Source organism: Streptomyces sp. NPDC091271 (assembly GCF_044757505.1).
Lineage (GTDB): Bacteria > Actinomycetota > Actinomycetes > Streptomycetales > Streptomycetaceae > Streptomyces.
Window position 1 is genome coordinate 1 of record NZ_JBIVVD010000011.1, and the last position, 24,307, is coordinate 24,307.

General features: G+C 71.5%; 22 protein-coding genes and 1 pseudogene. 9 read left to right on the forward strand and 14 right to left on the reverse strand.

Features of this window, described 5'->3' with window-relative positions; genetic code table 11:
• Window positions 1–188: 188 nt before the first annotated feature.
• The 11 genes from ACIQM3_RS35360 to ACIQM3_RS35410 form a co-directional block, all read right to left on the reverse strand.
• Complete coding sequence (locus tag ACIQM3_RS35360; RefSeq protein WP_398966268.1) at window positions 189–1,292, reverse strand: polyprenyl synthetase family protein; 1,104 nt, start codon at window positions 1,290–1,292, stop codon at window positions 189–191.
• The gene (gene hpnE, locus ACIQM3_RS35365) at window positions 1,289–2,677 is read right to left on the reverse strand and encodes a hydroxysqualene dehydroxylase HpnE (protein ID WP_401631912.1); all 1,389 of its coding nucleotides are present in this window, start codon (window positions 2,675–2,677) and stop codon (window positions 1,289–1,291) included. The genes ACIQM3_RS35360 and hpnE overlap by 4 nt, the downstream gene beginning before the upstream one ends.
• Before the next feature lie 88 nt (window positions 2,678–2,765).
• Window positions 2,766–3,686 carry a presqualene diphosphate synthase HpnD gene (gene hpnD / locus ACIQM3_RS35370; protein ID WP_393766537.1) on the reverse strand — a complete coding sequence of 307 codons (921 nt, stop codon included), beginning with the start codon at window positions 3,684–3,686 and terminating at the stop codon, window positions 2,766–2,768.
• 29 nt (window positions 3,687–3,715) lie between these two features.
• Window positions 3,716–4,633 carry a squalene synthase HpnC gene (gene hpnC, locus ACIQM3_RS35375; RefSeq protein WP_401631915.1) on the reverse strand — a complete coding sequence of 306 codons (918 nt, stop codon included), beginning with the start codon at window positions 4,631–4,633 and terminating at the stop codon, window positions 3,716–3,718.
• Window positions 4,634–5,056: 423 nt separating this feature from the next.
• Window positions 5,057–5,842, reverse strand: a complete 786-nt coding sequence (locus tag ACIQM3_RS35380; protein WP_329235887.1) for an ABC transporter ATP-binding protein — start codon at window positions 5,840–5,842, stop codon at window positions 5,057–5,059.
• Entirely contained in the window at window positions 5,835–6,764 is a 930-nt protein-coding gene (locus tag ACIQM3_RS35385) for an ABC transporter permease (RefSeq protein ID WP_401631922.1), read from the reverse strand. Before ACIQM3_RS35385 ends, ACIQM3_RS35380 begins: the two co-directional genes overlap by 8 nt.
• Window positions 6,765–6,872: 108 nt before the next feature.
• Window positions 6,873–7,745: a glycosyltransferase family 2 protein gene (locus ACIQM3_RS35390; RefSeq protein ID WP_401632152.1), complete on the reverse strand. Its 873-nt coding sequence runs from the start codon at window positions 7,743–7,745 to the stop codon at window positions 6,873–6,875.
• 8 nt (window positions 7,746–7,753) lie between these two features.
• Complete coding sequence (locus ACIQM3_RS35395) at window positions 7,754–8,533, reverse strand: CDP-alcohol phosphatidyltransferase family protein (protein WP_401631925.1); 780 nt, start codon at window positions 8,531–8,533, stop codon at window positions 7,754–7,756.
• Window positions 8,511–9,572, reverse strand: a complete 1,062-nt coding sequence (locus ACIQM3_RS35400; RefSeq protein WP_401631928.1) for an iron-containing alcohol dehydrogenase family protein — start codon at window positions 9,570–9,572, stop codon at window positions 8,511–8,513. Before ACIQM3_RS35400 ends, ACIQM3_RS35395 begins: the two co-directional genes overlap by 23 nt.
• Window positions 9,560–10,297 carry a sugar phosphate nucleotidyltransferase gene (locus ACIQM3_RS35405; RefSeq protein WP_401631931.1) on the reverse strand — a complete coding sequence of 246 codons (738 nt, stop codon included), beginning with the start codon at window positions 10,295–10,297 and terminating at the stop codon, window positions 9,560–9,562. Before ACIQM3_RS35405 ends, ACIQM3_RS35400 begins: the two co-directional genes overlap by 13 nt.
• On the reverse strand, window positions 10,294–12,048 hold the full coding sequence (locus tag ACIQM3_RS35410) for a DUF5941 domain-containing protein (protein WP_401631934.1): 1,755 nt from the start codon (window positions 12,046–12,048) through the stop codon (window positions 10,294–10,296). The genes ACIQM3_RS35405 and ACIQM3_RS35410 overlap by 4 nt, the downstream gene beginning before the upstream one ends.
• A 306-nt stretch (window positions 12,049–12,354) precedes the next feature.
• On the opposite strand from ACIQM3_RS35410, the gene galE reads away from it, so the two are divergent.
• The 4 genes from galE (at window position 12,355) to idi (ending at window position 16,463) form a co-directional block, all read left to right on the forward strand.
• A complete protein-coding gene (galE, locus tag ACIQM3_RS35415) occupies window positions 12,355–13,341 on the forward strand; it encodes a UDP-glucose 4-epimerase GalE (protein ID WP_401631936.1) in 987 nt (328 codons plus the stop codon).
• A 174-nt stretch (window positions 13,342–13,515) separates the two neighbouring features.
• Window positions 13,516–14,457, forward strand: coding sequence for a cation diffusion facilitator family transporter (locus tag ACIQM3_RS35420; RefSeq protein ID WP_401631938.1), 942 nt, complete (start codon window positions 13,516–13,518; stop codon window positions 14,455–14,457).
• Window positions 14,458–14,667: 210 nt separating this feature from the next.
• Window positions 14,668–15,723 carry a GNAT family N-acetyltransferase gene (locus ACIQM3_RS35425; protein ID WP_401631941.1) on the forward strand — a complete coding sequence of 352 codons (1,056 nt, stop codon included), beginning with the start codon at window positions 14,668–14,670 and terminating at the stop codon, window positions 15,721–15,723.
• Window positions 15,724–15,869: 146 nt separating this feature from the next.
• Window positions 15,870–16,463, forward strand: a complete 594-nt coding sequence (idi, locus tag ACIQM3_RS35430; protein ID WP_401518361.1) for an isopentenyl-diphosphate Delta-isomerase — start codon at window positions 15,870–15,872, stop codon at window positions 16,461–16,463.
• A gap of 24 nt (window positions 16,464–16,487) precedes the next feature.
• Here the strand turns inward: idi and ACIQM3_RS35435 are convergent, their stop codons facing one another.
• On the reverse strand, window positions 16,488–16,943 hold the full coding sequence (locus ACIQM3_RS35435) for an ATP-binding protein (protein WP_401632155.1): 456 nt from the start codon (window positions 16,941–16,943) through the stop codon (window positions 16,488–16,490).
• A 266-nt stretch (window positions 16,944–17,209) separates the two neighbouring features.
• On the opposite strand from ACIQM3_RS35435, the gene ACIQM3_RS35440 reads away from it, so the two are divergent.
• Window positions 17,210–18,010 (forward strand): enoyl-CoA hydratase/isomerase family protein, encoded by an 801-nt coding sequence (locus ACIQM3_RS35440; RefSeq protein WP_401631944.1) that lies wholly within the window; start codon window positions 17,210–17,212, stop codon window positions 18,008–18,010.
• A gap of 10 nt (window positions 18,011–18,020) precedes the next feature.
• Here the strand turns inward: ACIQM3_RS35440 and ACIQM3_RS35445 are convergent, their stop codons facing one another.
• The gene (locus ACIQM3_RS35445; protein WP_401631947.1) at window positions 18,021–18,656 is read right to left on the reverse strand and encodes a DJ-1/PfpI family protein; all 636 of its coding nucleotides are present in this window, start codon (window positions 18,654–18,656) and stop codon (window positions 18,021–18,023) included.
• Between the two features lie 38 nt (window positions 18,657–18,694).
• Window positions 18,695–19,651: a GlxA family transcriptional regulator gene (locus tag ACIQM3_RS35450; RefSeq protein WP_401631949.1), complete on the reverse strand. Its 957-nt coding sequence runs from the start codon at window positions 19,649–19,651 to the stop codon at window positions 18,695–18,697.
• A 123-nt stretch (window positions 19,652–19,774) separates the two neighbouring features.
• Between ACIQM3_RS35450 and ACIQM3_RS35455 the strand changes: the two genes are divergently transcribed.
• From ACIQM3_RS35455 to ACIQM3_RS35470, 4 genes and pseudogenes are all read left to right on the forward strand, one after another.
• Complete coding sequence (locus tag ACIQM3_RS35455; RefSeq protein ID WP_401631951.1) at window positions 19,775–20,638, forward strand: hypothetical protein; 864 nt, start codon at window positions 19,775–19,777, stop codon at window positions 20,636–20,638.
• A 67-nt stretch (window positions 20,639–20,705) separates the two neighbouring features.
• The gene (locus ACIQM3_RS35460; protein ID WP_356715874.1) at window positions 20,706–20,837 is read left to right on the forward strand and encodes an LPFR motif small protein; all 132 of its coding nucleotides are present in this window, start codon (window positions 20,706–20,708) and stop codon (window positions 20,835–20,837) included.
• A 158-nt stretch (window positions 20,838–20,995) separates the two neighbouring features.
• A complete protein-coding gene (locus tag ACIQM3_RS35465) occupies window positions 20,996–23,434 on the forward strand; it encodes a Tex family protein (protein ID WP_401631954.1) in 2,439 nt (812 codons plus the stop codon).
• Between the two features lie 316 nt (window positions 23,435–23,750).
• Window positions 23,751–24,227 (forward strand): annotated as a pseudogene (locus ACIQM3_RS35470) (RICIN domain-containing protein); the annotation flags it as partial.
• Window positions 24,228–24,307: the final 80 nt, after the last annotated feature.

Genomic DNA, 24,307 nt, shown 5'->3' on the forward strand with positions numbered 1-24,307 from the left:
GGGTGTGGGGGGCGTGGGGGGGGCAGTGGGTCGGTCGGGGGCGGGGGCGTTCGCGGGCGTGGTGGTGGGCGTGTGGGGGGGGGGGGGGGCCCCGGGTTGGTTGGGGGGGGGGGGGGGGGGGGGGGGGGGGGGGGGGGGGCCCCCGGGGGGGCCCCCGCCGGCGACTGCGAGTCATATCTGGATGGTCATCATCTCTTTCGTACGACCACGAAGTCGGCGAGCTCGGTGAGCTGCGCCCGCACTCGTTCCGGCATGTCGACGCCGTGCAGCGCCTCGATGGCTACCGCGTGCTGACGGCGGGCTTCCTGGGCGGTCCATTCACGGCCGCCCGCCTCCTCGATGAGTGCCGCACGGGCGGCGAACTCCTCTTCGGAGAAGCTGTCGAAGTCGTTGCTCTTCGCGTCGGCGGCGAGCAGCTCGCCCAGGCGCTCCGAGGCCGGTCCGCCCGCGGCGAGCGCGGCCACGACGGGCAGGGACTTCTTGCGCTGGCGCAGATCGCTCCAGGTCTGCTTGCCCGTGGACTCCGGGTCGCCCCAGATCCCGAGCAGGTCGTCGACCGCCTGGAAGGCGAGGCCGAGGTGGTAGCCGTACGCCTCCAGGACGTCGGCCGTGCGGTCGTCGGCTCCGCCGAGCACGGCACCGATGGAGACGGCGCAGGCGAGCAGGGCGCCCGTCTTGTTGCCCTCCATCTCCAGGCACTCCTCGACGGTGACCCGCTCGCGGTGCTCGTAGGAGATGTCCTGGGCCTGACCGTCGATCAGCTTGCGGCTGGCCGTGGTCAGCCGGCGGGCGGCCCGGCCGGCCTCGACGGTGCCGAGCTCCAGCAGGATCTCGTTGGCCAGCGCGAAGAGCGCGTCGCCGACGAGGATCGCCTGGGCGGGGCCGTGCACCTTCCATACGGTGTCGCGGTGCCGGCGCTGCTCGTCACCGTCCATCAGGTCGTCGTGCAACAGCGAGAAGTTGTGCACGAGTTCGACGGCCACGGCTCCGGGGATGCCGGCCTCTGCCGGGGCGCCCGCCGCTTCGGCGGACAGGAGGGCCAGTGCGGGGCGCACGGCCTTGCCTCCGTCGCCGTCGGCCGGCCTGCCCTGGGCATCGATCCAGCCGAAGTGATAGGCCGCGACGGTGTCCATGGGCGGCGCCAGCCGGTCCACGGCAGCTCGCAGCACCGGCGCTGACAGGGCCCTTCCGCGCTCCAGAAGCGCGGTGACGTCCGTGGTGTCCGCCACGGTGTCGTAAGCCGGATTCGCCGGGGTCACAGACTCTCCTCTTGTTCCGGTGGTACTGCTCATGCCGCCTCCTGCAGCGGATGTTCGTGTGGCCGGCCGAGGGCCTGGAGCGCGGCGTCCGCGGCACTGAAGCCACTGCGGACGGCACCCTCCATCGTGGCGGGCCAGCCGGTGGCGGTCCATGCTCCCGCCAGGTGCAGCCCGGGGGCGCGGGTGTGCGTGCCCGGCCGCAGGCGGCCCACGCCCGGCGTGGGTGCGAAGGTCGCGGTGCGTTCCCGGGTGACGAAGAAGTCGCGGATCCCGGCCCCACGCGCTGCCGGGAGGAGGCGTTCGAGCTCGGGCAGGTACCGCTTGCGCAGCTCGGCGACGGGCAGATCGATCTCGTCCTGCGCAGCGGACTGGGACACCGCGAGGTACTGCCCGGCGCCCTGGAGTCCGGAGGACGCCGTGCGGTCGAAGACCCATTGCACGGGTGAGCCGAGCGTGGCGAAGAACGGCCTGCGCAGCACCTTGCGGTCGTAGACGACGTGCACGTTGAGGATGGGTGCGTCGGTGAGGTCGAGCAGCCGGCCGGGGTCGTCGAGCGCGCCGTCGGGCAGCAGCCGGTGGGTCTCCCCCTGCGGCACGGCGAGGACGACGGTGTCCGCCTCGAACCGTTCGCCGTCGGTCTCGACGGCCCAGCGGCCGTCCTCGGCGCGGGCGAGGGAGCCGGCCCGGGTGCGCACATGGATCTCGACACCCGCGGACTCGAGCGCCTTGCGGGCGAGGGTGTCGTGGAGGTCCCCGAGCGGCACGGCCGACCAGCCGATGTCGGCGGCGCCCGGCTCGGAGAGGAGCCCCGTCTTGAAGACCTTCGCGGCCAGCGCCATGGAGGCGTGGGGCGCGGTGGCGTTGAGCGTGGCGACGCCGACGAGGTCCCAGAGGGCCTCGATGGCGCGGCTCGACTGTCCCTGGCGGCGGAGCCAGGTGGCGAAGTCGATGCCGTCGAGCGCGGGGTCGGCGGGGTCGAGACGGCCCAGCGCCAGTGCGGCGCGGGCGACTCGGGCCTTGTCCGCGAGCGAGAGGTGCGGGTAGGCGGCGAGCCCGCCGGCGAGGTGCAGCGGTACGGGCAGTCCGGTGCGGCGCAGCCGTCCGAGCCGCGGTCCGGCCGGCCGGCCCACGTCGAGTACGGGCACGTCGAGGCGGTCCTGCAGCGGGGCGAGGTGGGCCCCTTCGATCCGGCCCAGGAACCAGCGGTAGCCGGTGCAGCAGCGCAGGAAGACATGCTGGCCGTTGTCGACGGACAGGTCGCCGCGCCGGAAGGAGAAGGCGAGCCCGCCGAGCCGGGGGCGGCCTTCGAGCAGGGTCACGTCCAGACCCGCGTCCGCGAGACGCAGCGCCGAGGTGACGCCCGCGAGCCCGCCGCCGACGACCACTGCCCGGGAGGACCGAGGGTTCCGGCCGGTCATGCCTGCTCCCTTCGCCGTGTCGTCGCAGACAGGGACGCATCGCGGCGCCCCGGGGTTGCCCGCCCCCGCACCCGGATCGGACCCGTCATCAGATCCTCCCCCTCGCCGTCCGGCGTGAGATGTAACGCGCGTCGAGCCCTGACAGGCCGCGCACCGCAACGTACGCCTTCTCATGGCCGGGCAGCGAGACCCTTCCGCGCAGGACCGCCTCGGGATCGCGTTCGATCCGGTCGAGGAGCCGGCGGTAGATGCCGGCCATGGCGGCCACACAGGCGCCGCTGCGCCGGTCCAGCATGGGCAGCAGCCGGTAGCCCTCGGCGAAGAGCGCCCGGGCGCGCCGGACCTCGAAGTGCACCAGGCCGGCGAAGTCGGACCCGGGGGGCGGGGTGGCCCGGTGGAATCCGGCGGAACAGCCGAACTTCGCGAGGTCGTCGGCGGGCAGGTACGTACGCCCGTTGCCCGCGTCCTCGCGCACGTCGCGCAGGATGTTGGTGAGCTGGAGCGCGAGGCCGAGGGTGTCGGCGTACTCCGCGGCGCGTTCTGCGCCGGGTGCACCCGCTTCCGTCCCGAAAACGCCCAGGCTGAGCCGCCCGATGGCACCCGCGACACACCGGCAGTACGCCTTGAGGTCGTCCCAGGTCTCGTACGTCGCTCCGCGCACGTCCATCAGTACGCCGTCGATGAGCTCGTCGAGACCGCCGAGCGGCAGCGGGAACCGGTGCGCGGCGTCGGCCAGCGCGACCGCGACCGGGTCGGTGTCGTCCTCCTCGACCGCGTTGTCCCGGATCCGGACGAGCAGTCCCCGGGTGTCCTCCAGCCGGGTGCGCTTCGTCTCCGGATCCAGCTCGCCGTCGCCGATGTCGTCGACCCGACGGGAGAAGGCGTACAACGCCGACATGGCCTGCCGCTTCTCGTACGGCAGCAGTCGGATGCCGTACGCGAAGTTGCGGGCCTGCTGTCCGGTCACGGCCTCGCAGTAGCTGTACGCGGCCTGTACCGGTGCCGACATGTACGTCGTCTGTCCCTCCACGGTCCGGCTCACCCCTCTCTGTGCGCTCTTCGCAGGACGTCTCCCACCTCGCGCAGCAGTCTGGGCGTGGTGGGTCCGGGCGGTCCGGGCAGTACGTCGAAGCCGGCGGCAGTGACCGCGCCGAGGGCGGCCCGTCCTCCGCCGACGAATCCGGCGAGCAGCAGCTTCAGCCGGCCGTGGACGCTGCCCACCAGGGGGACTCCCTCGTCCAGCAGGTCCCGGGCGCGCTCCGCCTCGAACGCGATCAGCGCACGCACCGCCGCGCCCGCGGACGGTGCCGCCAGGTCCGCTTCGCCGACATGCAGGCGGGCCATGTCCTCGGCGGGCAGATAGATCCGGTCGCGGCCCAGGTCCTCGGCGACGTCCTGGAGGTGCTCGGCGATCTGCAGCGCGGTGCAGACGGCGTCCGAGCGGCGGATCCGCTCAGGGCTCGCGGTGCCGGTGATCTGCAGGACGAGTCGGCCGACGGGGTTGGCCGATAGCTCGCAGTAGGCCAGCAGGTCCCCGTAGGTCCCGTAGCGACGGACCTTCTGGTCCTGCCGGTTGGCCTCGACGAGCCCGAGGAAGGGTTCGGGGGTGAGCGCGCAGCGCCGCACGGTGGGGCGCAGGGCGCGCATCAGGGGGTGGCGCGGGTCGTCGCCGGTGGACCGGAAGACGCGGTACAGATCGGCTTCGAGCGCGTCCAGCACGGCGAGCCGGTCCTCGGCCTGTCCGGGTTCGAGGCCGAGGTGGCGGGCGTCGGCGCCACCGGGAGCCAGGTCACCGTCACCGATGTCGTCGACGAGGCGGGCGAATCCGTAGACGGCCATCAGGTCGTCGCGCCATGCCCGGGGCAGGAAGAAGGGGGCCACGGGGAAGTTCTCGTCGGCGGCCTTGTCGAGCGTGGCGGTGGCGGCGTCGGCGCGCGCCTGCTGGGTACGAGTCACTGCGTACCGCCCGACGCGGGGACGGCGAAACCACGTCGGAGCTGGAGATTTTCCATCATTGCCGTCATATCTCCCGTTCTACACTGCTGACCCAAAACATCCCTTTTCGGACACGCCGCTCGTCCGGCCGAGTGCGACACGCACACAACGGGCGATGCGCGGGGGCGTATCACCCCACATAGCCGCGAATCAGCACCGCTACAGCTTACGTTGTACAGCTCACAGGACCGCGCCGGGGTGCAGCGCGCCCCGTGCAACGCATCGGCCGCCGTCAACCTTCCCCGGATCCTGAGCAATTGACGTCATCCGCCGGGAGGAGATCCACCCGGGCGTCCACAGCCGCCGCGGGCCGTCCCGACGCGGGCCCGCACACCGCGGGGCCCCCGCCGCTGCACTCCGGCGGGGGCCACACGCGTGCGACGGTTACTTGCCCGTCTCCCGCTCGTAGGCCTTCAGCACCTCTTCGGTGGGGCCGTCCATCAGGAGCTCGCCCTTCTCCAGCCACAGGACCCGGTCGCAGGTGTCCCTGATGGTCTTGTTGTTGTGGCTGACCAGGAAGACCGTGCCGGCCTCCTTGCGCAGCTCGCGGATCCGTTCCTCGGAGCGGACCCGGAACTTGCGGTCACCGGTGGCCAGCGCCTCGTCGATCATGAGGACGTCGTGGTTCTTGGCGGCCGCGATCGAGAAGCGCAGCCTGGCCGCCATGCCGGACGAGTACGTCCGCATGGGCAGCGTGATGAAGTCGCCCTTCTCGTTGATCCCGGAGAAGTCCACGATGTCCTTGTACCGCGCGCGGATCTCCTCGCGGCTCATGCCCATGGCGAGACCGCCGAGCACGACGTTGCGCTCACCGGTCAGGTCACTCATGAGAGCCGCGTTGACGCCGAGCAGCGAGGGCTGTCCGTCGGTGTACACCTTGCCGTGCTCCGTCGGCAGCAGGCCGGCGATGGCCCGCAGCAGGGTGGACTTGCCGGAACCGTTGGTCCCGATGAGACCGATGGCCTGGCCACGGTAGGCGGTGAAGGAGACGCCCCGCACCGCGTGCACCTTGCGCACACCGCGCGGTTCGCCCTTGCCCCGGCGCATGATCCGGCTCAGTGCCGCGGTGGCGCTTCCCTTGCCGCCACCTGTGCCGTTGACCCGGTACACGATGTGCACGTCGTCCGCGATCACGGTGGGGATGTGTCCCTGGGACGTTTCCTCAGCCACGGCCGTACCGTTCCTCTGCCTTCCAGAAGTACACGAAGCCCAGGACGCCCACCACGAGCGCCCAGGCGAGCCCGACGGCCCAGACGTGCTGCGGCAGGTTCTCCGAGCCGTAGCCGTCGATCAGTGCGAAGCGGACCAGGTCCATGTAGATGGCCGCCGGGTTGTACTGCAGCACGTCGGCGATCCACTGCGGCTTGTCCGCCAGCATCACGGGAATCGAGAACATGACACCCGAGGCGTACATCCAGGTACGCATCACGAACGGCATCAGCTGGGCGAGGTCCGGTGTCTTGCTGCCCAGCCGTGCCATGACGAGCGCCAGGCCGGTGTTGAAGAGGAACTGCATGGCCAGCGCCGGCACGACGAGCAGCCAGGAGAGTGCCGGGTAGCTGCCGAAGCCCACCGCCACGGCCACCAGCACGATCATCGAGTACAGCAGCTGCTGGAGCTGCTGCAGCGAGAAGGAGACGGGGAGCGACGCCCGGGGGAAGTGCAGCGCCCTGACCAGGCCGAGGTTCCCCGAGATGGAGCGCACCCCCGCCATGACCGAGCTCTGGGTGAAGGTGAAGACGAAGACACCGGTCACCAGGAACGGGATGAAGACCTCCTGGGGCATCCCCTTCCGGGTGCCCAGGATCAGCCCGAAGATCAAGAAGTAGACCAGGGCGTTCAGCAGCGGCGTGGCGACCTGCCACAGCTGGCCGAGCTTGGCCTGGCTGTACTGCGCGGTCAGCTTCGCCCTCGAGAACGCCAGGATGAAATGCCGACGGCCCCAGAGCTGCCGGATGTACGCGAAGAGCCCTGGCCGGGCGCCGCTTACCGTCAAGCCGTACTTGTCGGCCAGCTGGGACGCGCTCAGTCCCTCGTCGGCGGACGGCGGGCTGCTCAGCGCAATCCCGCCGTCATGGGTCGTGTCACTCACAGTTAAGAACTCTCGTCTTCACAATGCGCAGCCGGTCGCGGGCGCGGCCGAGGCGGACAGGTTCCCCGTACGGATTGAATATGGTTCATGGTCTCAGAGGAGAGCCTCTCAGATCACCGGTGGCCGGCCCAGCCTGGTCAGCCGCCATACCGTACGCCACCTCATGGGGCGCCGGGGTCCGCAGGGCTTGGTCCAGCCTTCCCGGAAGCCTCCGAACCATGCTTTGAGGGCGGGCAGGGAGGGCCTGCGGACCAGCGTGAGGAGCAGCCAGACCCCGACGTAGAGGGGGACCAGCGGTGCGGGCAGGTTGCGGCGGGCGAGCCAGACGCGGTTGCGGGCCACCATGCGGTGGTAGACCGCGTGCCGCGAGGGAGCGGTCGTGGGGTGGTTGAGCACCATGTCCGACCGGTACTCGATCATCCAGCCGGCGTCCAGGGCACGCCAGGCGAGGTCGGTCTCCTCGTGCGCGTAGAAGAACTCGGCGGGGAGGGGGCCCGCCTCGGCGATCACCTGGCTCCGCACGGCGTTCGCGCCGCCGAGGAACGTCGTGACGCGGGAGGAGCGCATCGGGTCGGAGGCACGCAGCCGCGGCACGTGCCGTCGCTGGGTGACGCCGGTGTCCGGGTCCGCGATGCGGAAGGTGACGATTCCGAGCTTCGGGTCCGCCTCGAACGCCTGCCGGCAGAGCTCGGCGGTGTCCGTGTTCGGCAGATGCCCGTCGTCGTCGAGGAAGAGCAGGGCGTCCACATCGGCTCCGGACGGGCCGAACGCCTCGATACCGACGTTGCGGCCGCCGGGGATCCCCAGATTCTCGGGCAGCTCGACGGTCCGTACGCCCGCGGGGACGTCCGGGACCGGGGCGCCGTTGCCGACGACGACCACCTCGATCCGGTCGCCGTCCTGCGCGGCGACCGATTCGAGAAGGGCGCGCAGTTCGTCGGGGCGGTTGCCCATGGTGATGATGACCGCGCCGAGTTTCATGGGTGAGCTCACTTCAGCCTGCTGGACGCCAGGATCGACACCAGGTGCAGGACGGTCTGGAGAAGGGCGATGCCGGCCAGGACGGCGACCGCGAGACGGCTGAAGAAGAGGTCGTCCCTGACCGTGTCGAGGACGGCGACGACCAGGATGACCAGCGACGCCTCGATGCCGAGGATCAGCCGGTGGAACTTGAGCGCGCCGGCGGCCCGTCGGGCGAACGCCATGCCGGAGGAGCGCGGCTCGGAAGCGGCCTCCTTGACGGGCGGCAGTCCGCCCTGGTGACGGGCTACGCCGACGAGGTCGGTCTCGGCCTTGATCATGATGGCGCCCAGCGCGGCGAGCGTGCCCAGGAAGGCCCACAGCCAGTCGATGCGTCCCGGGCCCCAGAGATCGGCGGCGCGCAGGCCGAAGCCGACCAGCACCGCCGCGTCGCACAGATAGGCGGCCACCCGGTCCAGGTAGACCCCGCCCAGCGAGTACTGCTTCTTCCAGCGGGCCACCTCGCCGTCGACGCAGTCGAACAGCAGGTAGAGCTGGACCGCCACCACGCCGAGCAGGGCCCCGGGGATGCCCGGAACCAGCAGGGCGGGCGCCGCGAGCACACCGGCGACGGTCATCACGTAGGTCAGCTGGTTGGGTGTGACCTTGGTGTTGACGATGTGCCGGTCGATGCGCAGGGAGATCTCTCGCATGTAGAGCCGACCCGCCCAGTGCTCGCCACTGCGCCGGTCCTTCACGCCCGGAGGGTGCACGACCGGACGGAGTTCAGCTATGGATGGCTTTTGCATAGTCGGCGTACGCGTCCCTGATCTGGTCGGTGGACAAGTTGAGGTGTTCCAGGATCGTGAAGCGTCCCGGGCGCGTCTGCGGGGCGTAGTCGACGGCCCGCACGAATTCTTCGGGGGTGAAGCCGATCTCGTCGGGCAGCACCGGCAGCCCGTGGCGCCGCAGTACGGACGCCATGAGCAGCGACTCCTCGTGCGCGCCCCGCAGGTGCATGGCGAAGCAGGCGCCGAGGCCGACCTGCTCGCCGTGGCTGGCCGCGCGCTTCGGGTACAGCAGGTCGAAGGCGTGGTTGATCTCGTGGCATCCGCCCGAGGCCGGACGTGAGTCCCCCGCGATCGACATCGAGATGCCGGTCAGGACGAGGCCCTCGGCCAGCACCTTGAGGAACGCGTCGTCGCCGATCCCGCCGGGGTGGCGCAGGACCGCCTCGCCCGCCTGGCGGGCCATGGCGGCCGCGAGGCCGTCGATGTCCTCGCCGCGCACCTCGTGGGCAAGCTCCCAGTCGGCGACGCACGAGATGTTGGAGACCGCGTCGCCGATGCCCGATCGCACGTAGCGCGCGGGCGCCTCCCGGATCACGTCGAGGTCGATGACGACGGCGATCGGCGTGGGGACCCCGTAGGAGCCCCGTCCGTTGTCGTTGTCCAGGGTCGCGACCGGGGAGCAGAGCCCGTCGTGGGACAGGTTCGTCGCGACGGCGACCATGGGCATGCCCACACGCGCCGCGGCGTACTTCGCCACGTCGATGATCTTGCCGCCGCCGAGGCCGACCAAGGCGTCGTAGCGGTTGCCCTTGATTCCGTCGGCCAGCCGCACCGCGGAGTCGATCGTGCCGTCGATGACCGGGTACCAGTCGGCACCCGGCAGCACCGGCGCGAGCCTCTCGCGCAGGGCACGCCCGGAGCCTCCGCTGATCGCGATGGCGAGCTTGCCCGAGGCGGAGATCCGCTGGTCGGCAAGGAGACCGGCCAGATCGTCCATCGCGCCGCGACGGATGTCGACGACGACCGGGGACGGGATGAGGCGGGTCAGTACCGGCACGCGATCTCCCTGCCCCTGGCGAGATCGTCGTGGTTGTCGATCTCCACCCAGGTCACCTCGCCGATGGGCGCGACGTCGACGGTGAAGCCGCGGTTCACGAGCTCCTGGTAGCCGTCCTCGTAGTAGAGGTCGGGGTCGCGCTCGAAGGTGGTCCTCAGCGCGTCGGCGAGCTCCTCGGCCGCCTCGGGCTCGATCAGCGTGACGCCGATGTACTCGCCGGTCGCGGTGGCCGGGTCCATCAGCTTGGTGATCCGCCGGACGCCCTTGCCGTCCTCGGTGATGACCTTCATCTCCTCGTCGGCGAGGGTCTTCACCGTGTCGAGGGCGAGGATGATCTTCTGGCCCTTGCCGCGTGCGTCCAGGAGGGTCTTCTCGACGGAGACCGGGTGCACGGTGTCGCCGTTGGCGAGGATGACGCCCTGCTTCAGGACCTCACGCGCGCACCAGAGGGAGTAGGCGTTGTTCCACTCCTCGGCCTTGTCGTTGTCGATGAGCGTCAGCTTCACGCCGTACTTCGCCTCGAACTCGGCCTTGCGTGCGTAGACGGCCTCCTTGCGGTAGCCGACGACGACCGCGACCTCGGTGAGTCCGACCTCGGCGAAGTTGGCCAGTGTCAGGTCCAGGACCGTCTTCTCGCCGTCCACCGGCACCAGGGCCTTGGGCAGCGTGTCCGTGTAAGGACGCAGACGGCGTCCGGCACCGGCAGCCAGTACGAGGCCGATCATGCGAGTTCTCCTTCGTCGTGTACGGCGGGGGCCGAGGAGGACACCCAGAAGCGGATGGACTCCACGAGCACCACCAGAGCCACGGCGGCCGCGAGCGCGGTGAGAGCCGTGGTGAAACCTGAACCGGAGGTCAGTACGGCGGCGAGTACGGCCACGACCAGGGTCCGGCCCTCGTGCCCGCCGATGGTGCGCACCAGCCACTGGGGCGGCGCTCCGGTGCCGCCCCGGATGCGGTACACCGTGTCGTAGTGATGGTAGGCGACGGCCGAAACCAGGCCGAATGCCGCGGGAACGGCGTGCGGTACGTCACTGCGCGCTGCCAGCACCAGGATCGTGCAGTATTCGGCGGCCCGGAAGAGCGGGGGGACGAGCCAGTCGAGCGCGCCCTTGAGCGGCCGGGAGACGGCCAGTCCGGAGACGGCCGCGTACACCGCGGCGGCGCCCACGGTCAGCCAGCCGCCGTAGGGGGCGAACAGCGCCGCGGCGACCATGACTAGCGCTCCGGCGAACGCCAGGAGCGGGGCCGTGAAGCCGCCGCCCGGACGCCGGAGCACGGCGGCGACGGCCTGGGCGACCGGACCGGAGTCGGCCAGCTCGGCCAGGGCGCGGGCGGCACGGTCGGTGCGCCGCGCCTTGCGGGTCAGCGAGCGCAGCAGCCGGCCCGCCGTGGTGTAGCAGGCGGCCAGGGCGCAGCCGATGAGCAGGGCGTAGAAGACGATCCGGGGCGTGGTCACTGCGGTGAGCACGGCGATCATGGCCCAGCGTTCACCGATGGGCAGCACTATCATCCGGCGCAGCCAGACCGTCCAGCCGACGCTGTCGAGCTTGTCGGAGAGCGCGGCGGTGGGGCTCGTGTTGGAGACCGCGTCGTGGTTGGCCTCGTTGAACGAGAAGTCGACGACGTGGCGGCAGGCCTGGAGCACCATCGCGCCGAGCGCGAGGACCCATACGTCGTCGCCGCCCCGGGCGGCGCCGAGGGCGAGCCCCGCGTAGTACGCGTACTCCTTGGCCCGGTCGAAGGTGGCGTCCAGCCAGGCGCCCATCGTCGAGTACTGGAGCGAGTAGCGGGCGAGCTGCCCGTCGGTGCAGTCCAGGACGAAGGAGAAGAGCAGGAGCACTCCGGCCGCGACATAGCCGCCGCGGGTGCCGGTCGCGGCGCTGCCGGCCGCGATGAGCGCGGTGATCAGCGAGGCGGTGGTGACCTGGTTCGGGGTGAGGCCCCGGCGGGCGCACCAGCGGGCGATGTAGCGGGAGTACGGGCTGATGAAGAACGTGGTGAAGAAGCCGTCGTGGGCCTTGACCGCGCTGCGCAGCCGTACGGCTTCGTCGTCGACGGCGGAGACGGCGGCCTGCGCGGTGCTCCGCTCCTCGGGTCCGGTGGGCACGGAGGCCGTGAGGGAACCGAGCTCGGGGCGCTGCACGGTGGTGCCCTCCGCGTCCAGCGCCACGGCCAGCCGGCCGGGCACGGTGCGGTCCTCGGCGACGGGTTCGGCGCCGGGAGGCGCGACGGGGCTCCCCGCGCCGACGGCGGCCACGGCCCGCTGGAGGGCGCGGAGCAGCGCGGGGCGGGCCTCGGGCTGCGCGGTGAGCGCTCCGGGGATCGACGCGGCGGCGAAGCGGGGGTCGGTGAGTCCGAGCCTGAGCGCGTGGACATGGCCGACGAAGCGGGGGTCCACGAGCGCGACGCGCCTGCTCGCGGGGACTGCGGCGAGCAGGTCGGCGGCCTCGGAGGCGTCGGCTGCGGCAGTCACGTCGAAGCCGAGGGACCGCAGATCGTCCTCGAGCGACGATCCGGGTACCGGCGCACCGGTGAGGATGGCGGTCGACAGACGAACTCACTCCTTGGCACTGAACGGGAACGGCGCGCGGACATGCGGCCCGGAGGTGGGCCGGTGGCGCGTCGGCTGAGGCTATCGGATGAACGGAAGACCGAGTTCACCGCCCGTTCGTGCTCCGTTCGGCCGAATCGGCCATCATGCGGCGCCGTTCGCGATCATCATCGTCGATCAATGCCTCGCCCCACAAACCGCGTCGGGGGAACGCATAAGCTGACCTGCATGACGTGGTTGATCACTGGCGGAGCCGGTTACATCGGGACACATGTGGTGAAGGCCATGATGCGGGCCGGGGAGCAGGTCGTCGTGCTCGACGACCTCTCGACGGGCATCGAGGCGCGGCTGCCCGCGGACGTCGCGCTGGTGCGGGGGTCGGCCTCGGACCGCGAGGTCCTCGACAGGGTCCTGGCGGAACACGCCGTCACGGGTGTGGTGCATCTCGCGGCGAAGAAGCAGGTCGGCGAGTCCGTCGAGAAGCCGCTGCTCTACTACCGGGAGAACGTGGCCGGGCTCGGAGTGCTGCTGGAGGCCGTGGTCGCCGCCGGTGTGCCGCGCTTCCTCCTCTCCTCGTCCGCGGCGGTGTACGGCGTCCCGGACGTGGAGCTCATCACGGAGGAGACGCCGTGCGCGCCTATCAATCCGTACGGCGAGACCAAGCTCGCCGGGGAGTGGCTGCTGCGCGCGACGGGGCGGGCCCACGGCATCTCGACGGCCTGCCTGCGCTACTTCAACGTGGCGGGGTCCGCCGAGCCCGAGCTGGCCGACACGGGTGTCTACAACGTCGTCCCGATGTTCTTCGACCGGCTGACGCGGGGCGAGGCGCCGCGGGTCTTCGGTGACGACTATCCGACGCCGGACGGCACCTGCGTACGCGACTACATCCATGTCGCCGATCTGGCCGAGGCGCACCTCGCGGTCGCCAGGCACCTGGACGAGACCTCGGACGGCGCAGACCTCACCGTGAACATCGGCCGGGGCGAGGGCGTGTCCGTGCGCCGGCTCGCCGAGCTGGTGGGCGAGGTCACCGGCCTGCGCACGGAGCCCCTCGTCGAGCCCCGCAGGCCCGGGGACGCGGCCCGGGCGGTCGCGTCGGCGGCGCGGATGACCGAGAAGCTGGGCTGGACGGCACGCCGGGACATGCGCGAGATGGTGGAGTCGGCCTGGGAGGGCTGGTGCCTGCGCCACCCCGAGGCCCGCGCCGCGCAGTGAGGGCCCGGACTCCGGATCCACTCTGACCTGCGATCGTTTCCGCAGGTCAGAGCATATGACAACGGTGTTCAGTGCCGTGTTGCCCCCTACCCCGCCCCCGTAGTTCACTGGCCGCATCGGGCGAGGCGCGTCAGACGTGTCCGAGGGACACGACGGATGTACGGAGGCGTTCACATGGGGGCTGGCCACGATCACGGGCACACGCACGGAGGGCCGCCCCCGACGGGGACTGCCGCCGCCGCGTACCGGGGCCGGCTCAGGGTCGCCCTGGGCATCACGCTCGGCGTCATGGTCATGGAGATCGTCGGCGGGCTGCTCGCGGACTCGCTCGCCCTGATCGCCGACGCGGCCCACATGGCCACCGACGCGCTGGGTCTTGGCATGGCCCTGCTGGCCATCCACTTCGCCAACAGGCCCGCGGGCCCCAACCGCACCTTCGGTTTCGCCCGCGCCGAGATCCTCGCCGCGCTGGCCAACTGTCTGCTGCTCCTCGGCGTCGGCGGCTACCTGGTGTTCGAGGCGGTCGAGCGCTTCATCACCCCGGCCGAGACCAAGGGCGGCCTGGCCATCGCGTTCGCCGCCGTCGGCCTGGTCGCCAACGTCGTCTCCCTGTCCCTGCTGATGCGCGGGCAGCGGGACAGCCTCAACGTCCGGGGGGCCTATCTCGAGGTCGTCGCGGACACGCTCGGCTCGGTGACGGTGCTGGTGGCGGCGGGCATCATCATGGCCACCGGTTGGCAGGCCGCCGACCCCATCGCCTCGCTGCTGATCGGCCTGATGATCGTCCCCCGTACGGTGAAGCTCCTGCGGGAGACGCTCGACGTACTGCTGGAGTCGGCGCCCAAGGGGGTCGACATGGACGAGGTACGCGCCCACATCACGGCCCTGCCCGGGGTGCTGGACGTCCATGACCTGCACGCCTGGACGATCACCTCGGGCATGCCCGTCCTCTCCGCCCACGTGGTGGTGCACCAGGAGATGCTGGACTCGATCGGTCACGAGAAGCTCCTGCACGACCTCCAGGGCTGCCTCGGCAGCCACTTCGACGTCGAGCACTGCACCTTCCAGCTGGAGCCCAGCGGTCACCAGGAGCACGAGGCACGGCTCTGCCACTGACAGCCGCCCCGGTGCTAGGGTCTGCGGGTCCGGAGCCCCGTGAGGCCCGTGAGCCCCGTGAAGAGAGAAGGAGCTGAGTTTGATGACTGTCGCGACGACGGCTGCCCGGCGCAGCGATCGGTCCTCCCTCACCGTCTCCCGGGTCACCGGCTGACCACTCGGCACTTCGCGCCGCGTCGGCCGGGGCCCTCTCACCCAAGGGTTCCCACCTTGACCGACCACACGTACAACGCTTTCCCCGAACGGCGTCACCGGCTGATCCGGCAGGACCCCGGTTCGGAGGCCACCACACTGCGGCTGCTCGCCCTGGCGGGCCCGCTGCCGGAACATCCACGCGTCCTCGGCCTGGGCTGCGGCCCGGGCGGGGCCGCTCTGCTGCTCGCCGCCGAGGCGGGAGCCCGGGTGACGGCGGTCGATCCGCACCAGCCGTTCCTCGACGAGCTCTCCGAGGCCGCCGGAGCCCGCGGGCTCGGTGCCCGGATCCGTACGGTCCGGGCGGACACGGCCGGCCTCGTCGGGGCCGGCTTCGCCGACGGGTCCTACGACCTGGTCTGGGCCGAGGGTTCGGCGTACATCACCGCATTCGACACCGCGCTGCGGGACTGGCGGCGGCTGCTCGCCCCCGGCGGCTCGATCGTGATCACCGGTGGCCGGACCGCCGGCTCGCCGTCGGCGGCCGTGGAGGCGGGCTGCCACGTGCTCGGGGTGCCGGCGAAGCCCGACAGCGACCGGGACGGCTATGTGCTGCGTCCCTTCGATCCCCGCTGGAGGACGCGTCCCGAGACGGCGGCGGACCGCGACGCGGTGCACGAGGTCGTCGCCGCGGCCTTCCCGACGCGGGACGAGGCCGATCTGGTCGACGCGCTGCGCACCGATCCCGGTGCCTGGATGCCCGGCCTGTCGTACGTCGCCGAGGCTGTGGACGGTTCCGTGGCGGCCCACGCCCTGCTGACCCGGTGCCATGTCGGGGACGCTCCCGCGCTCGCGCTGGCACCGGTGGCCACGTCGCCGGAACACCAGCGCGGCGGCGCCGGACGTGCGGTCGTCCGGGCGGTGCTGGACGCCGCACGGCTGCAGGGCCAGTCACTCGTCCTGGTGCTCGGGCATCCGGAGTACTACCCGGCCTTCGGTTTCGGGCGGGCGTCGCGGTTCGGGATCAGGCCGGGCTTCGAGGTTCCCGACGAGGCGATGATGGCGCTGGTCCTGGATGAATCCGTCCCGGTGCCCAGCGGCACGATCCGCTACGCGGCGGCCTTCGGAGTCTGACGCCGTGTCCGTCCCGCCGCGCCCTCCGGCGCTGCGGGACGGACATGCCAGCACCCGAAGTGCGGACAAGCGGCTTTTGTACGGCAGACTTGACCGCACTCGAGGGGCCCGGCGCACGAGGCCGGGAACCAAAGCGAAGGATGGGTATGCCGACCACACCAGCCACCGCGGCGAACAGCTCGTCGAACGGCACAGCAGACGCGATCATGCTCGAACTGGTCGATGAGAACGGCACCACCATCGGCACCGCGGAGAAGCTCGCCGCGCACCAGGCCCCCGGCCAGCTCCACCGGGCGTTCTCCGTCTTCCTCTTCGACGAGCAGGGGCGGCTGCTGCTGCAGCGCCGGGCGCTCGGCAAGTACCACTCCCCCGGCGTGTGGTCGAACACCTGCTGCGGCCACCCCTACCCGGGAGAGGCGCCGTTCGCGGCGGCCGCCCGGCGTACGTACGAGGAGCTGGGGGTCTCGCCCTCGCTGCTCGCCGCGGCGGGCACGGTCCGCTACAACCACCCCGACCCCATGTCGGGTCTGGTGGAGCAGGAGTTCAACCACCTCTTCGTCGGCATGGTGCAGGAGCGCCTGCGGCCGGACGAGGAGGAGGTCGGCGAGACGGCCTTCGTGACCGCCGGTGAGCTGGCGGAGCGGCACGCCGCCGCGCCGTTCTCGGCGTGGTTCATGACCGTGCTGGATGCCGCCCGGCCCGCGATCAGGGAGCTGACGGGACCGTCCGCGGGCTGGTGAGGCCGCCCGCCGCGCCGGGGGCGGTCAGAGCTGCGTCTTGAGGGGCAGCGCCGCCCAGATGATCTTGCCGCCGCCCGCGGTGTGCTCCACGTCGCAGGTGCCACCCGCCTCGGCGGTGATCTCACGGACCAGGAGCAGCCCGCGGCCGCCGGTCTGCGCGTAGTCGGTGACCAGCGCCGTGGGGCGGTAGGGGTGGTTGTCCTCGACGGAGACCCTGATCCATTCCGCGCCGATGGCCACCTCGACGGCCAGCTCGGGCGAGAGCAGCGCCGCGTGCCGGACCGCGTTGGTGACCAGTTCCGACACGATCAGCAGCAGCCCCTGGAGGATGTCGTCCTCGACGGGTACGCCCTGCCGGTCGAGCAGGTCCCGGACGGCGTGCCGCGCCTGCGGTACCGAGACGTCGACGGCGGGCGCCGTGAAGCGCCACACCCCCTCGTACGACACGGGATGGGCCGGAACACTCCCACGGCTCTCCATGGACCGCCACCCGCTCTCGATTCGCATGTCACTGACTATCGAGTAATGAGTGTCGGGAAGAGCGTGGTCCGGACTGCAGCTCTGACCACAAGTGGTCACTTCTGTAAGCAATTTGACCGAGTGGGTATGACAGCGCCAGATGATTGGACTACTTCTCGCCCTCTTCGGGCGCCATCTGGTCCAGTCACCGGACTGACACCCCGTCAGCTGACGCTGCCCACAGCGGCCGGCTCACGGGTCCGGGCCGTACGGATAGCATCCGGCGCATGGACCTCAGGGAGCAGGCGGTTCGGACGGAGCCGCGACTGGAGCACACGGTCGTGGACGGCGTAGCCACCGTCGTCATCAACAACCCCGCCAAGCGCAACGCCATGAGCGCGGAGATGTGGCAGGCGCTGCCCGTGCTGCTGGAGGGGCTGGCCGCCGACCCCGGCGTGCGGGGCCTCGTGCTCACCGGCGCCGGTGACACCTTCTGCGCGGGTGCGGACATCGCCTCCCTCCAGGACCCGGCCGGGCGGCCTCAGGCACTCGCCGTCCGGGCCGAGGAGGCCCTGGCGGCCTTCCCCCGGCCCACGCTGGCCGCCGTACGCGGATACTGCGTGGGCGGCGGCAGCCAGCTGGCCGCCGCCTGCGATCTGCGGTTCGCCGAGGAGGGCGCTTCCTTCGGCGTGACCCCGGCCAAGCTCGGGATCGTCTATCCCTCGTCGTCCACGCGCCGGCTGGTCGCGCTGGTCGGCCCGGCCGCCGCGAAGTTCCTGCTGTTCTCCGGGGAGCTGATCGGGACCGAACGGGCCCTGCGCACGGGACTGGTGGACGAGGTCCTGCCGGAGGGCGGGCTGGCGGCCCGGGTCTCCGCGTTCGCGCGGGTCCTCGCGTCGCGTTCACAGCTGACCCAGGCCGCGGCGAAGGAGTTCGCCGACGGGCGCGAGGACCGGGACGCGTACTGGGCGCGGCAAGCACGAGGAAGCGGCGACACCGCCGAGGGGGTCGCCGCCTTCCTGGAGCGCCGCACTCCCCGTTTCACCTGGACGACGGGGGATGCCGGGGCCTCGCCGACGTCAGAATGAAGCGACCCGTCTACGTCAGGATGAAGCGGCTCTTCGCCCGCCACTCCTCGACCATGGCCGCCGGTGCCTTGGCCGGCGAACCGCAGTCGTAGGGCGGCCGGGGGTCGTACTCGGTCAGCAGCTGGACGGCCCGGGCGTGGTCGTCACCCGCGATCCTGCCGAGCAGGGTCAGACCCATGTCGATGCCGGAGGAGACACCGGCGGCGGTGACGTACTTCCCGTCGGCAACCACCCGCTCGTCCGTCGGATCGGTCCCGAAGGTCTTCAGGACGTCGAGGGCCAGCCAGTGCGAGGTGGCACGACGGCCGGTGAGCAGCCCGGCGGCGGCGAGCAGCAGGGAGCCGGTGCAGACCGAGGTCGTCCAGGTGCTGGTGGCATCCGCCGTCCGCAGCCAGCCGAGCAGCGTCTCGTTCTCCATCTGATCGCTCTGCCCGGGCCCTCCCGGCACGATCACCACATCGGGGGCGGGCACGTCGGCGAGAGCCCGGTCGGCGACGAGCGAGAGGCTGCCGTTGTCGTTGCGGACGGGCCCGGGCCGCTCGGCGACGAAGACCGTCTCGGCGCCGGGGGCCCGGCTGAGCATCTCGTACGGGCCCACTGCGTCGAGCGCGGTGAAGCGGTCGAAGAGCACGATGGCGATCTGCATGATGTTCCTTCCGTCGGTGCTGTGGTGGTCGGGACGTTTCAGGCGGGCAGGGACCGGAAGCGGCGCCGGTATTCGGCGGGCGCGGTCCCGAGGGCCTTGACGAAGGCGCGCCGCATCGCTTCCGGAGTGCCGTAACCGCTGGCCCGGGAGATCCCGGAGACGCCGTCGGTCGTGTCCTCAAGCAGCCGGCGGGCCTGTTCGAGGCGCACGCGCTCGACGTACCTGCCGGGGGTGAGGCCCGTCTCGGCCTGGAAGGCGCGGGCGAAGTGGCGGGGCGAGAGCCGCGCGCGTTCCGCGAGAGCCTCCACCGAGAGGTCGGCGTCCGGGTGCTCGGAGATCCAGTGCTGGAGTTCGCGGAGGGGTTCACGGACGGCGGTCTGTGCGGTGAGCTGGGCGCTGAACTGCGCCTGGTTGCCGGGGCGCCGCAGGAACACGACGAGATGGCGGGCGACGGTGAGCGCCACGTCCCGTCCGTGTTCCTCCTCGACCAGGGCGAGCGCGAGGTCGATGCCGGCGGTGACGCCGGCCGATGTCGCCACCCGTCCGTCGCGTACGAAGATCGGGTCCGGGTCCACGCGCACCGCCGGGTACGTCCGGGCGAGCGTCTCGCAGAAGGACCAGTGGGTGGTCACCCGGTGGCCGTCGAGCTGGCCCGCCTCGGCGAGGAGGAGGGCGCCGGTGCACACCGACACCAGCTGTCGGGCCCGGGGGCCGTGGGTGCGGATCCAGTCGACCAGCTCAGGGGCGGGTGACCTCGTGCCCGCACCTCCCGGCACGAGAAGCAGATCGGGCGCCGGGGCGTCCACGAGCCTGCCGTCGGGAACGAGCGTGAGGCCGCTGGAGCAGCGGACCGGGGCTCCGTCCAGCGAGGCGGTGCGCAGGTCGTAGGCGACGCCGGGGAAGCGGGAGGCGCCGGCGAAGACCTCCATCGGGCCGCTCACGTCGAGGCTCTGCACGCCCTCGAAGAGGACGACGAGTACGGATCGCTGCTTCATGCCCTTCATCCTGGGCGGACGGCCCGGTGGCCGCAATGACGAGTTTCCCACCTTTCCTGCCATGAGTTCCTCACCGGCGCCCCGGCCCTGTCCCACGTACCAACCAGTCGGTAACGTGCGGGCATGAGTACTCTTCCGCCACGTGCCGGACGCCGCTGCCACAACGCGCTCAATCCGCTGCACTCCTGTGTCTACTTCTCCCCCGACCTCGGCAAGGAGTTCGGGGAGCTCGGCATCGACAACGAGAGCCGGGTCTACTTCGCCGCGCGCGGCGCGGCCCTGGGTGCGGTCGGAGCGGGTGCGGTCACCGCGACCTTCTACAACTTCAACCACGAACTCGTGGCCCGCCATCTGCCGGCCGTCTGGTCGGACATCACCCCGCAGGCGGCACTCGACGCCCGCCTCCGGGCCGCCGACTCGACCCTGCGCCGGGTGCTCGGCGAGGAGGCACTCGCGTCCCCGGAGATGGCGGAGGCCGCCCGCCTGGCCCTCACGGCCGCCGAGGCCTGCACCCGCCACGCCCGGCCCCTGTACGCCGCGCACGCGGATCTGCAGGTGCCGGAGCAGCCGCACCTGGCCTACTGGCACGCGGCGACCCTGCTGCGCGAGCACCGCGGCGACGGGCACCTGGCCGCCCTCCTGACGGCCGGTCTCGATCCCGTCGAGGCCCTGGTGAGCCACACCGCCACCGGCAAGGGCATGGCGCCGCGGTGGATCCTCGCCACCCGCGGCTGGCGGCGCACCGACTGGGACGCGGCGGTAAAGCGGCTGCGTGACCGGGGGGTCCTGGACGCGACGGGCGAGCTGACCGAGGCGGGCACCGCGCTCAGGGCGGAGCTGGAGGAGGCGACGGACCGGATGGACGCCGCGCCGTACGAGCACCTGGGCGCCGACGGTGTGGAGAGGCTCACCGAGCTGGGCCGGGGATTCCTGTTCGCCGCGGCCTCGGCGGGCGCGTTCCCGGACGACCTGGTCGGCAAGGGCTGAGCCCGCCCACGTTTACGACGCGCGGAACCGGCCAGGCGCAGGACACACCCTACGAAGGAGGCACACCGTGTTCCGTGCGATCGCAAACGCTCTGAGTACCGTCGGCTCGGCCATCGCCACCGTGGTGACTCTGCCCTTCCGCCTCCTGGCGAGCCTCTTCGGCGGCGCCTCGCGCAGCGGCAGGACCCGGCGCGCCTGAGCCGGCCCTTCGGCAGGACGTCGGGGCCGTGATCGAGCAGGTCACGCGACACGGCCCCCGGCAACCCGGCACAATGCAGGCGAAGGGGCCCACCGGGTGTGGACCACCCCAGTGGCACAGCCAGCACAGCCAGTACGAGAAGGCGAGTCGGGAAAACCGTGACGACGTCCATCGAAGGCAGGATCGCCGAGGAGCTCGGCGTACGTGAGCGTCAGGTGAAGGCGGCCGTCGACTTGCTCGACGGCGGGTCGACCGTGCCGTTCATCGCGCGCTACCGCAAGGAAGCGACCGAGATGCTCGACGATGCGCAACTGCGCACGCTCGAGGAGAGGCTGAGGTACCTGCGAGAACTCGAGGACCGCCGTACGGCGGTCCTCGAGTCCGTCCGTGAGCAGGGCAAGCTCGACGCCACCCTGGAGGCGCAGATCCGGGCGGCCGACACCAAGGCGCGGCTGGAGGACATCTATCTGCCGTTCAAGCCGAAGCGCCGGACGAAGGCACAGATCGCGCGCGAGGCCGGCCTGGAGCCCCTTGCCGACAGGCTGCTCGGTGACCCGTCCGTGGATCCGCTCGCCGCCGCCGCGGCGTTCGTCGACGCGGGGAAGGGCGTGGCGGACCCGGCTGCGGCACTGGAGGGCGCCCGGGCGGTCCTGGCCGAGCGCTTCTCGGAGGACGCCGATCTGACCGGCGAACTGCGCGAACGCATGTGGTCGCGCGGCAGGGTCGTCGCGAAGGTGCGGGACGGCAAGGAGGAGGCGGGCGCGAAGTTCGCCGACTACTTCGACTTCGCCGAACCCTTCACGGCGCTGCCCTCCCACCGCGTCCTCGCGATGCTCCGGGGCGAGAAGGAGGACGTACTCGACCTGGTCCTGGAGCCGGAGGAGCCGTCGGAGCAGCCCGGCCCGTCCTCCTACGAGAACATGATCGCCCGCCGGTTCGGTGTCGCGGACCGCGGCCGGCCCGGGGACAAATGGCTGGGCGACACGGTCCGCTGGGCCTGGCGGACCCGGATCCTCGTGCATCTGGGGATCGACCTGCGGCTGCGGCTGCGTACCGCGGCGGAGGACGAGGCCGTACGCGTCTTCGCCTCGAACCTGCGCGACCTGCTGCTCGCCGCCCCGGCCGGCACCCGGGCGACGCTGGGGCTCGACCCCGGATTCCGTACGGGTGTGAAGGTCGCCGTCGTGGACTCGACCGGCAAGGTCGTGGCGACGGACGTCATCCACCCGCACGTCCCGGCGAACAAGTGGGACCAGTCGCTCGCCACGCTGGAGCGGCTCGCCAGGGAGCACCACGTCGACCTGATCGCGATCGGGAACGGCACCGCGTCCCGCGAGACCGACAAGCTCGCGGGTGAACTGTGTGACAGGCACCCGGAGCTGAAGCTCACCAAGGTGATGGTGTCGGAGGCGGGCGCCTCCGTGTACTCGGCGTCGGCCTTCGCCTCGCAGGAACTCCCGGACATGGACGTGTCGTTGCGCGGCGCTGTCTCGATCGCGCGCCGGCTGCAGGACCCGCTGGCCGAGCTGGTGAAGATCGACCCGAAGTCGATCGGCGTCGGCCAGTACCAGCACGACCTGTCCGAGGTGAAGCTGTCACGCTCCCTGGACGCCGTGGTCGAGGACTGTGTGAACGGCGTCGGCGTCGACGTCAACACGGCATCCGCGCCCCTGCTTTCGCGGGTGTCGGGCATCGGCTCCGGGCTCGCCGAGAACATCGTGGCCCACCGGGACACCAACGGCCCGTTCCGCTCCCGCCGGGCGCTCAAGGACGTGGCACGGCTGGGCCCGAAGGCGTACGAGCAGTGCGCGGGCTTCCTGCGGATCCGGGGCGGGGACGACCCGCTGGACGCGTCGAGCGTGCACCCCGAGGCGTACCCCGTGGTGCGGACGATGGTGAAGCGGACGGGAGGTGACGTGGCCTCGCTGATGGGCAGCGCCGAGGTCCTCCGGTCGTTGCGGCCGGACGATTTCGTGGACGAGAAGTTCGGTCTGCCGACGGTCACGGACATCCTCAAGGAGCTGGAGAAGCCGGGCCGGGACCCGCGGCCCGCCTTCCGGACGGCCACCTTCAAGGAGGGTGTCGAGAAGCTCGGGGACCTGGCTCCCGGGATGGTGCTGGAGGGTGTCGTCACGAACGTCGCGGCGTTCGGCGCGTTCGTGGACATCGGTGTCCACCAGGACGGTCTCGTCCATGTGTCGGCGATGTCGCGGACGTTCGTCAAGGACCCGAGGGATGTCGTGAAGCCGGGCGACATCGTGAAGGTGAAGGTCATGGACGTCGACATCCCGCGCAAGCGCGTCTCCCTGACCCTGCGGCTCGACGACGAGGCCGGGGCGGACCGGAGCAGCGGCCAGGGGCCCCGGCGCGAGAAGGGCGACCAGGGCGGCGGCGGGGAACGCCCGCCGCGCCAGCGGCAGGCGCAGGGCGGTGGCCAGAGGGCCCGCCAGGGCGGCGGCCAGGACCGTGACCGGCGTGGGGGCGGTGGCCAGGGCGGCGCACCGCGTCCGGCGGCCGCGCCGGCCAACAGCGCGATGGCGGACGCGCTGCGGCGGGCCGGACTGGGCGGCTCCGACTCGGGCGGCCGCAAGCGCTGAGCAGGGACCACGGTGGCGGGCGGGCAGGAGCTTCTCCTGTCCGCCCGTCGCCGTTACTGATCGTCCGTCCGGCTGTATTGACCGCTACAGGTGAGTGACGTACGGTCACGGCGATTCATGTACGCGAACTCGGTTCATCATGCAGATTGCTGCTCCGGAACCGGGGACGGCTTCACCACTGCGCCAACCACCGCACCAACCACCGTCAGGTGCCTGCGGAGAATACCGCAGGCGGTGAAAGGGATGCCTAGTGAATACAGAGAATCAGCAGTTCAGAAGACGGGGCGGCCGTGCGGCCGCCGCGCTGGTCGCCGTCGTGTCGCTCCTCGTCGCCGGCCTCACCGCACTGTTCGCGACCGGCACCGCCTCGGCCGCCCCTGCCGCAGGCTCGTACAGCCTGGCGAACGCTGCGAGCGGGCTGTGTCTGGGAGTGCCGGGCTCCAGCACCTCCGCGGGGACGCAGCTCGCGCAGAGCGCCTGCAACGGCGCCGCCGCGCAGACCTGGAAGCTCACCGCCTCGGGCAGCGGCTACACCCTGGCCGCCGCGCACAGCGCCAAGTGCGCCGGCGTGCGGGACGCCTCCACGAGTGCCGGCAAGGCCGTGGAGCAGCAGAACTGCAGCGGTGCGGCCACCCAGGTGTGGACCCTGACCGCAGTCAGCGGCAACGCCTACCGGGTCGTCAACAGCAACGGCGGCAAGTGCCTCAACGTGAAGGACAGCTCGACGGCGTCCGGCGCCCTGGTCCAGCAGAACTCCTGCGACTCGGTGAGCAGCAAGAGCTGGACCTTCACCGCCTCCGGCACCGTTCCGGCGGACCCGCCCACGGACCCGACGGACCCGCCGACCGACCCGCCCACGGACCGGCCGTCGTG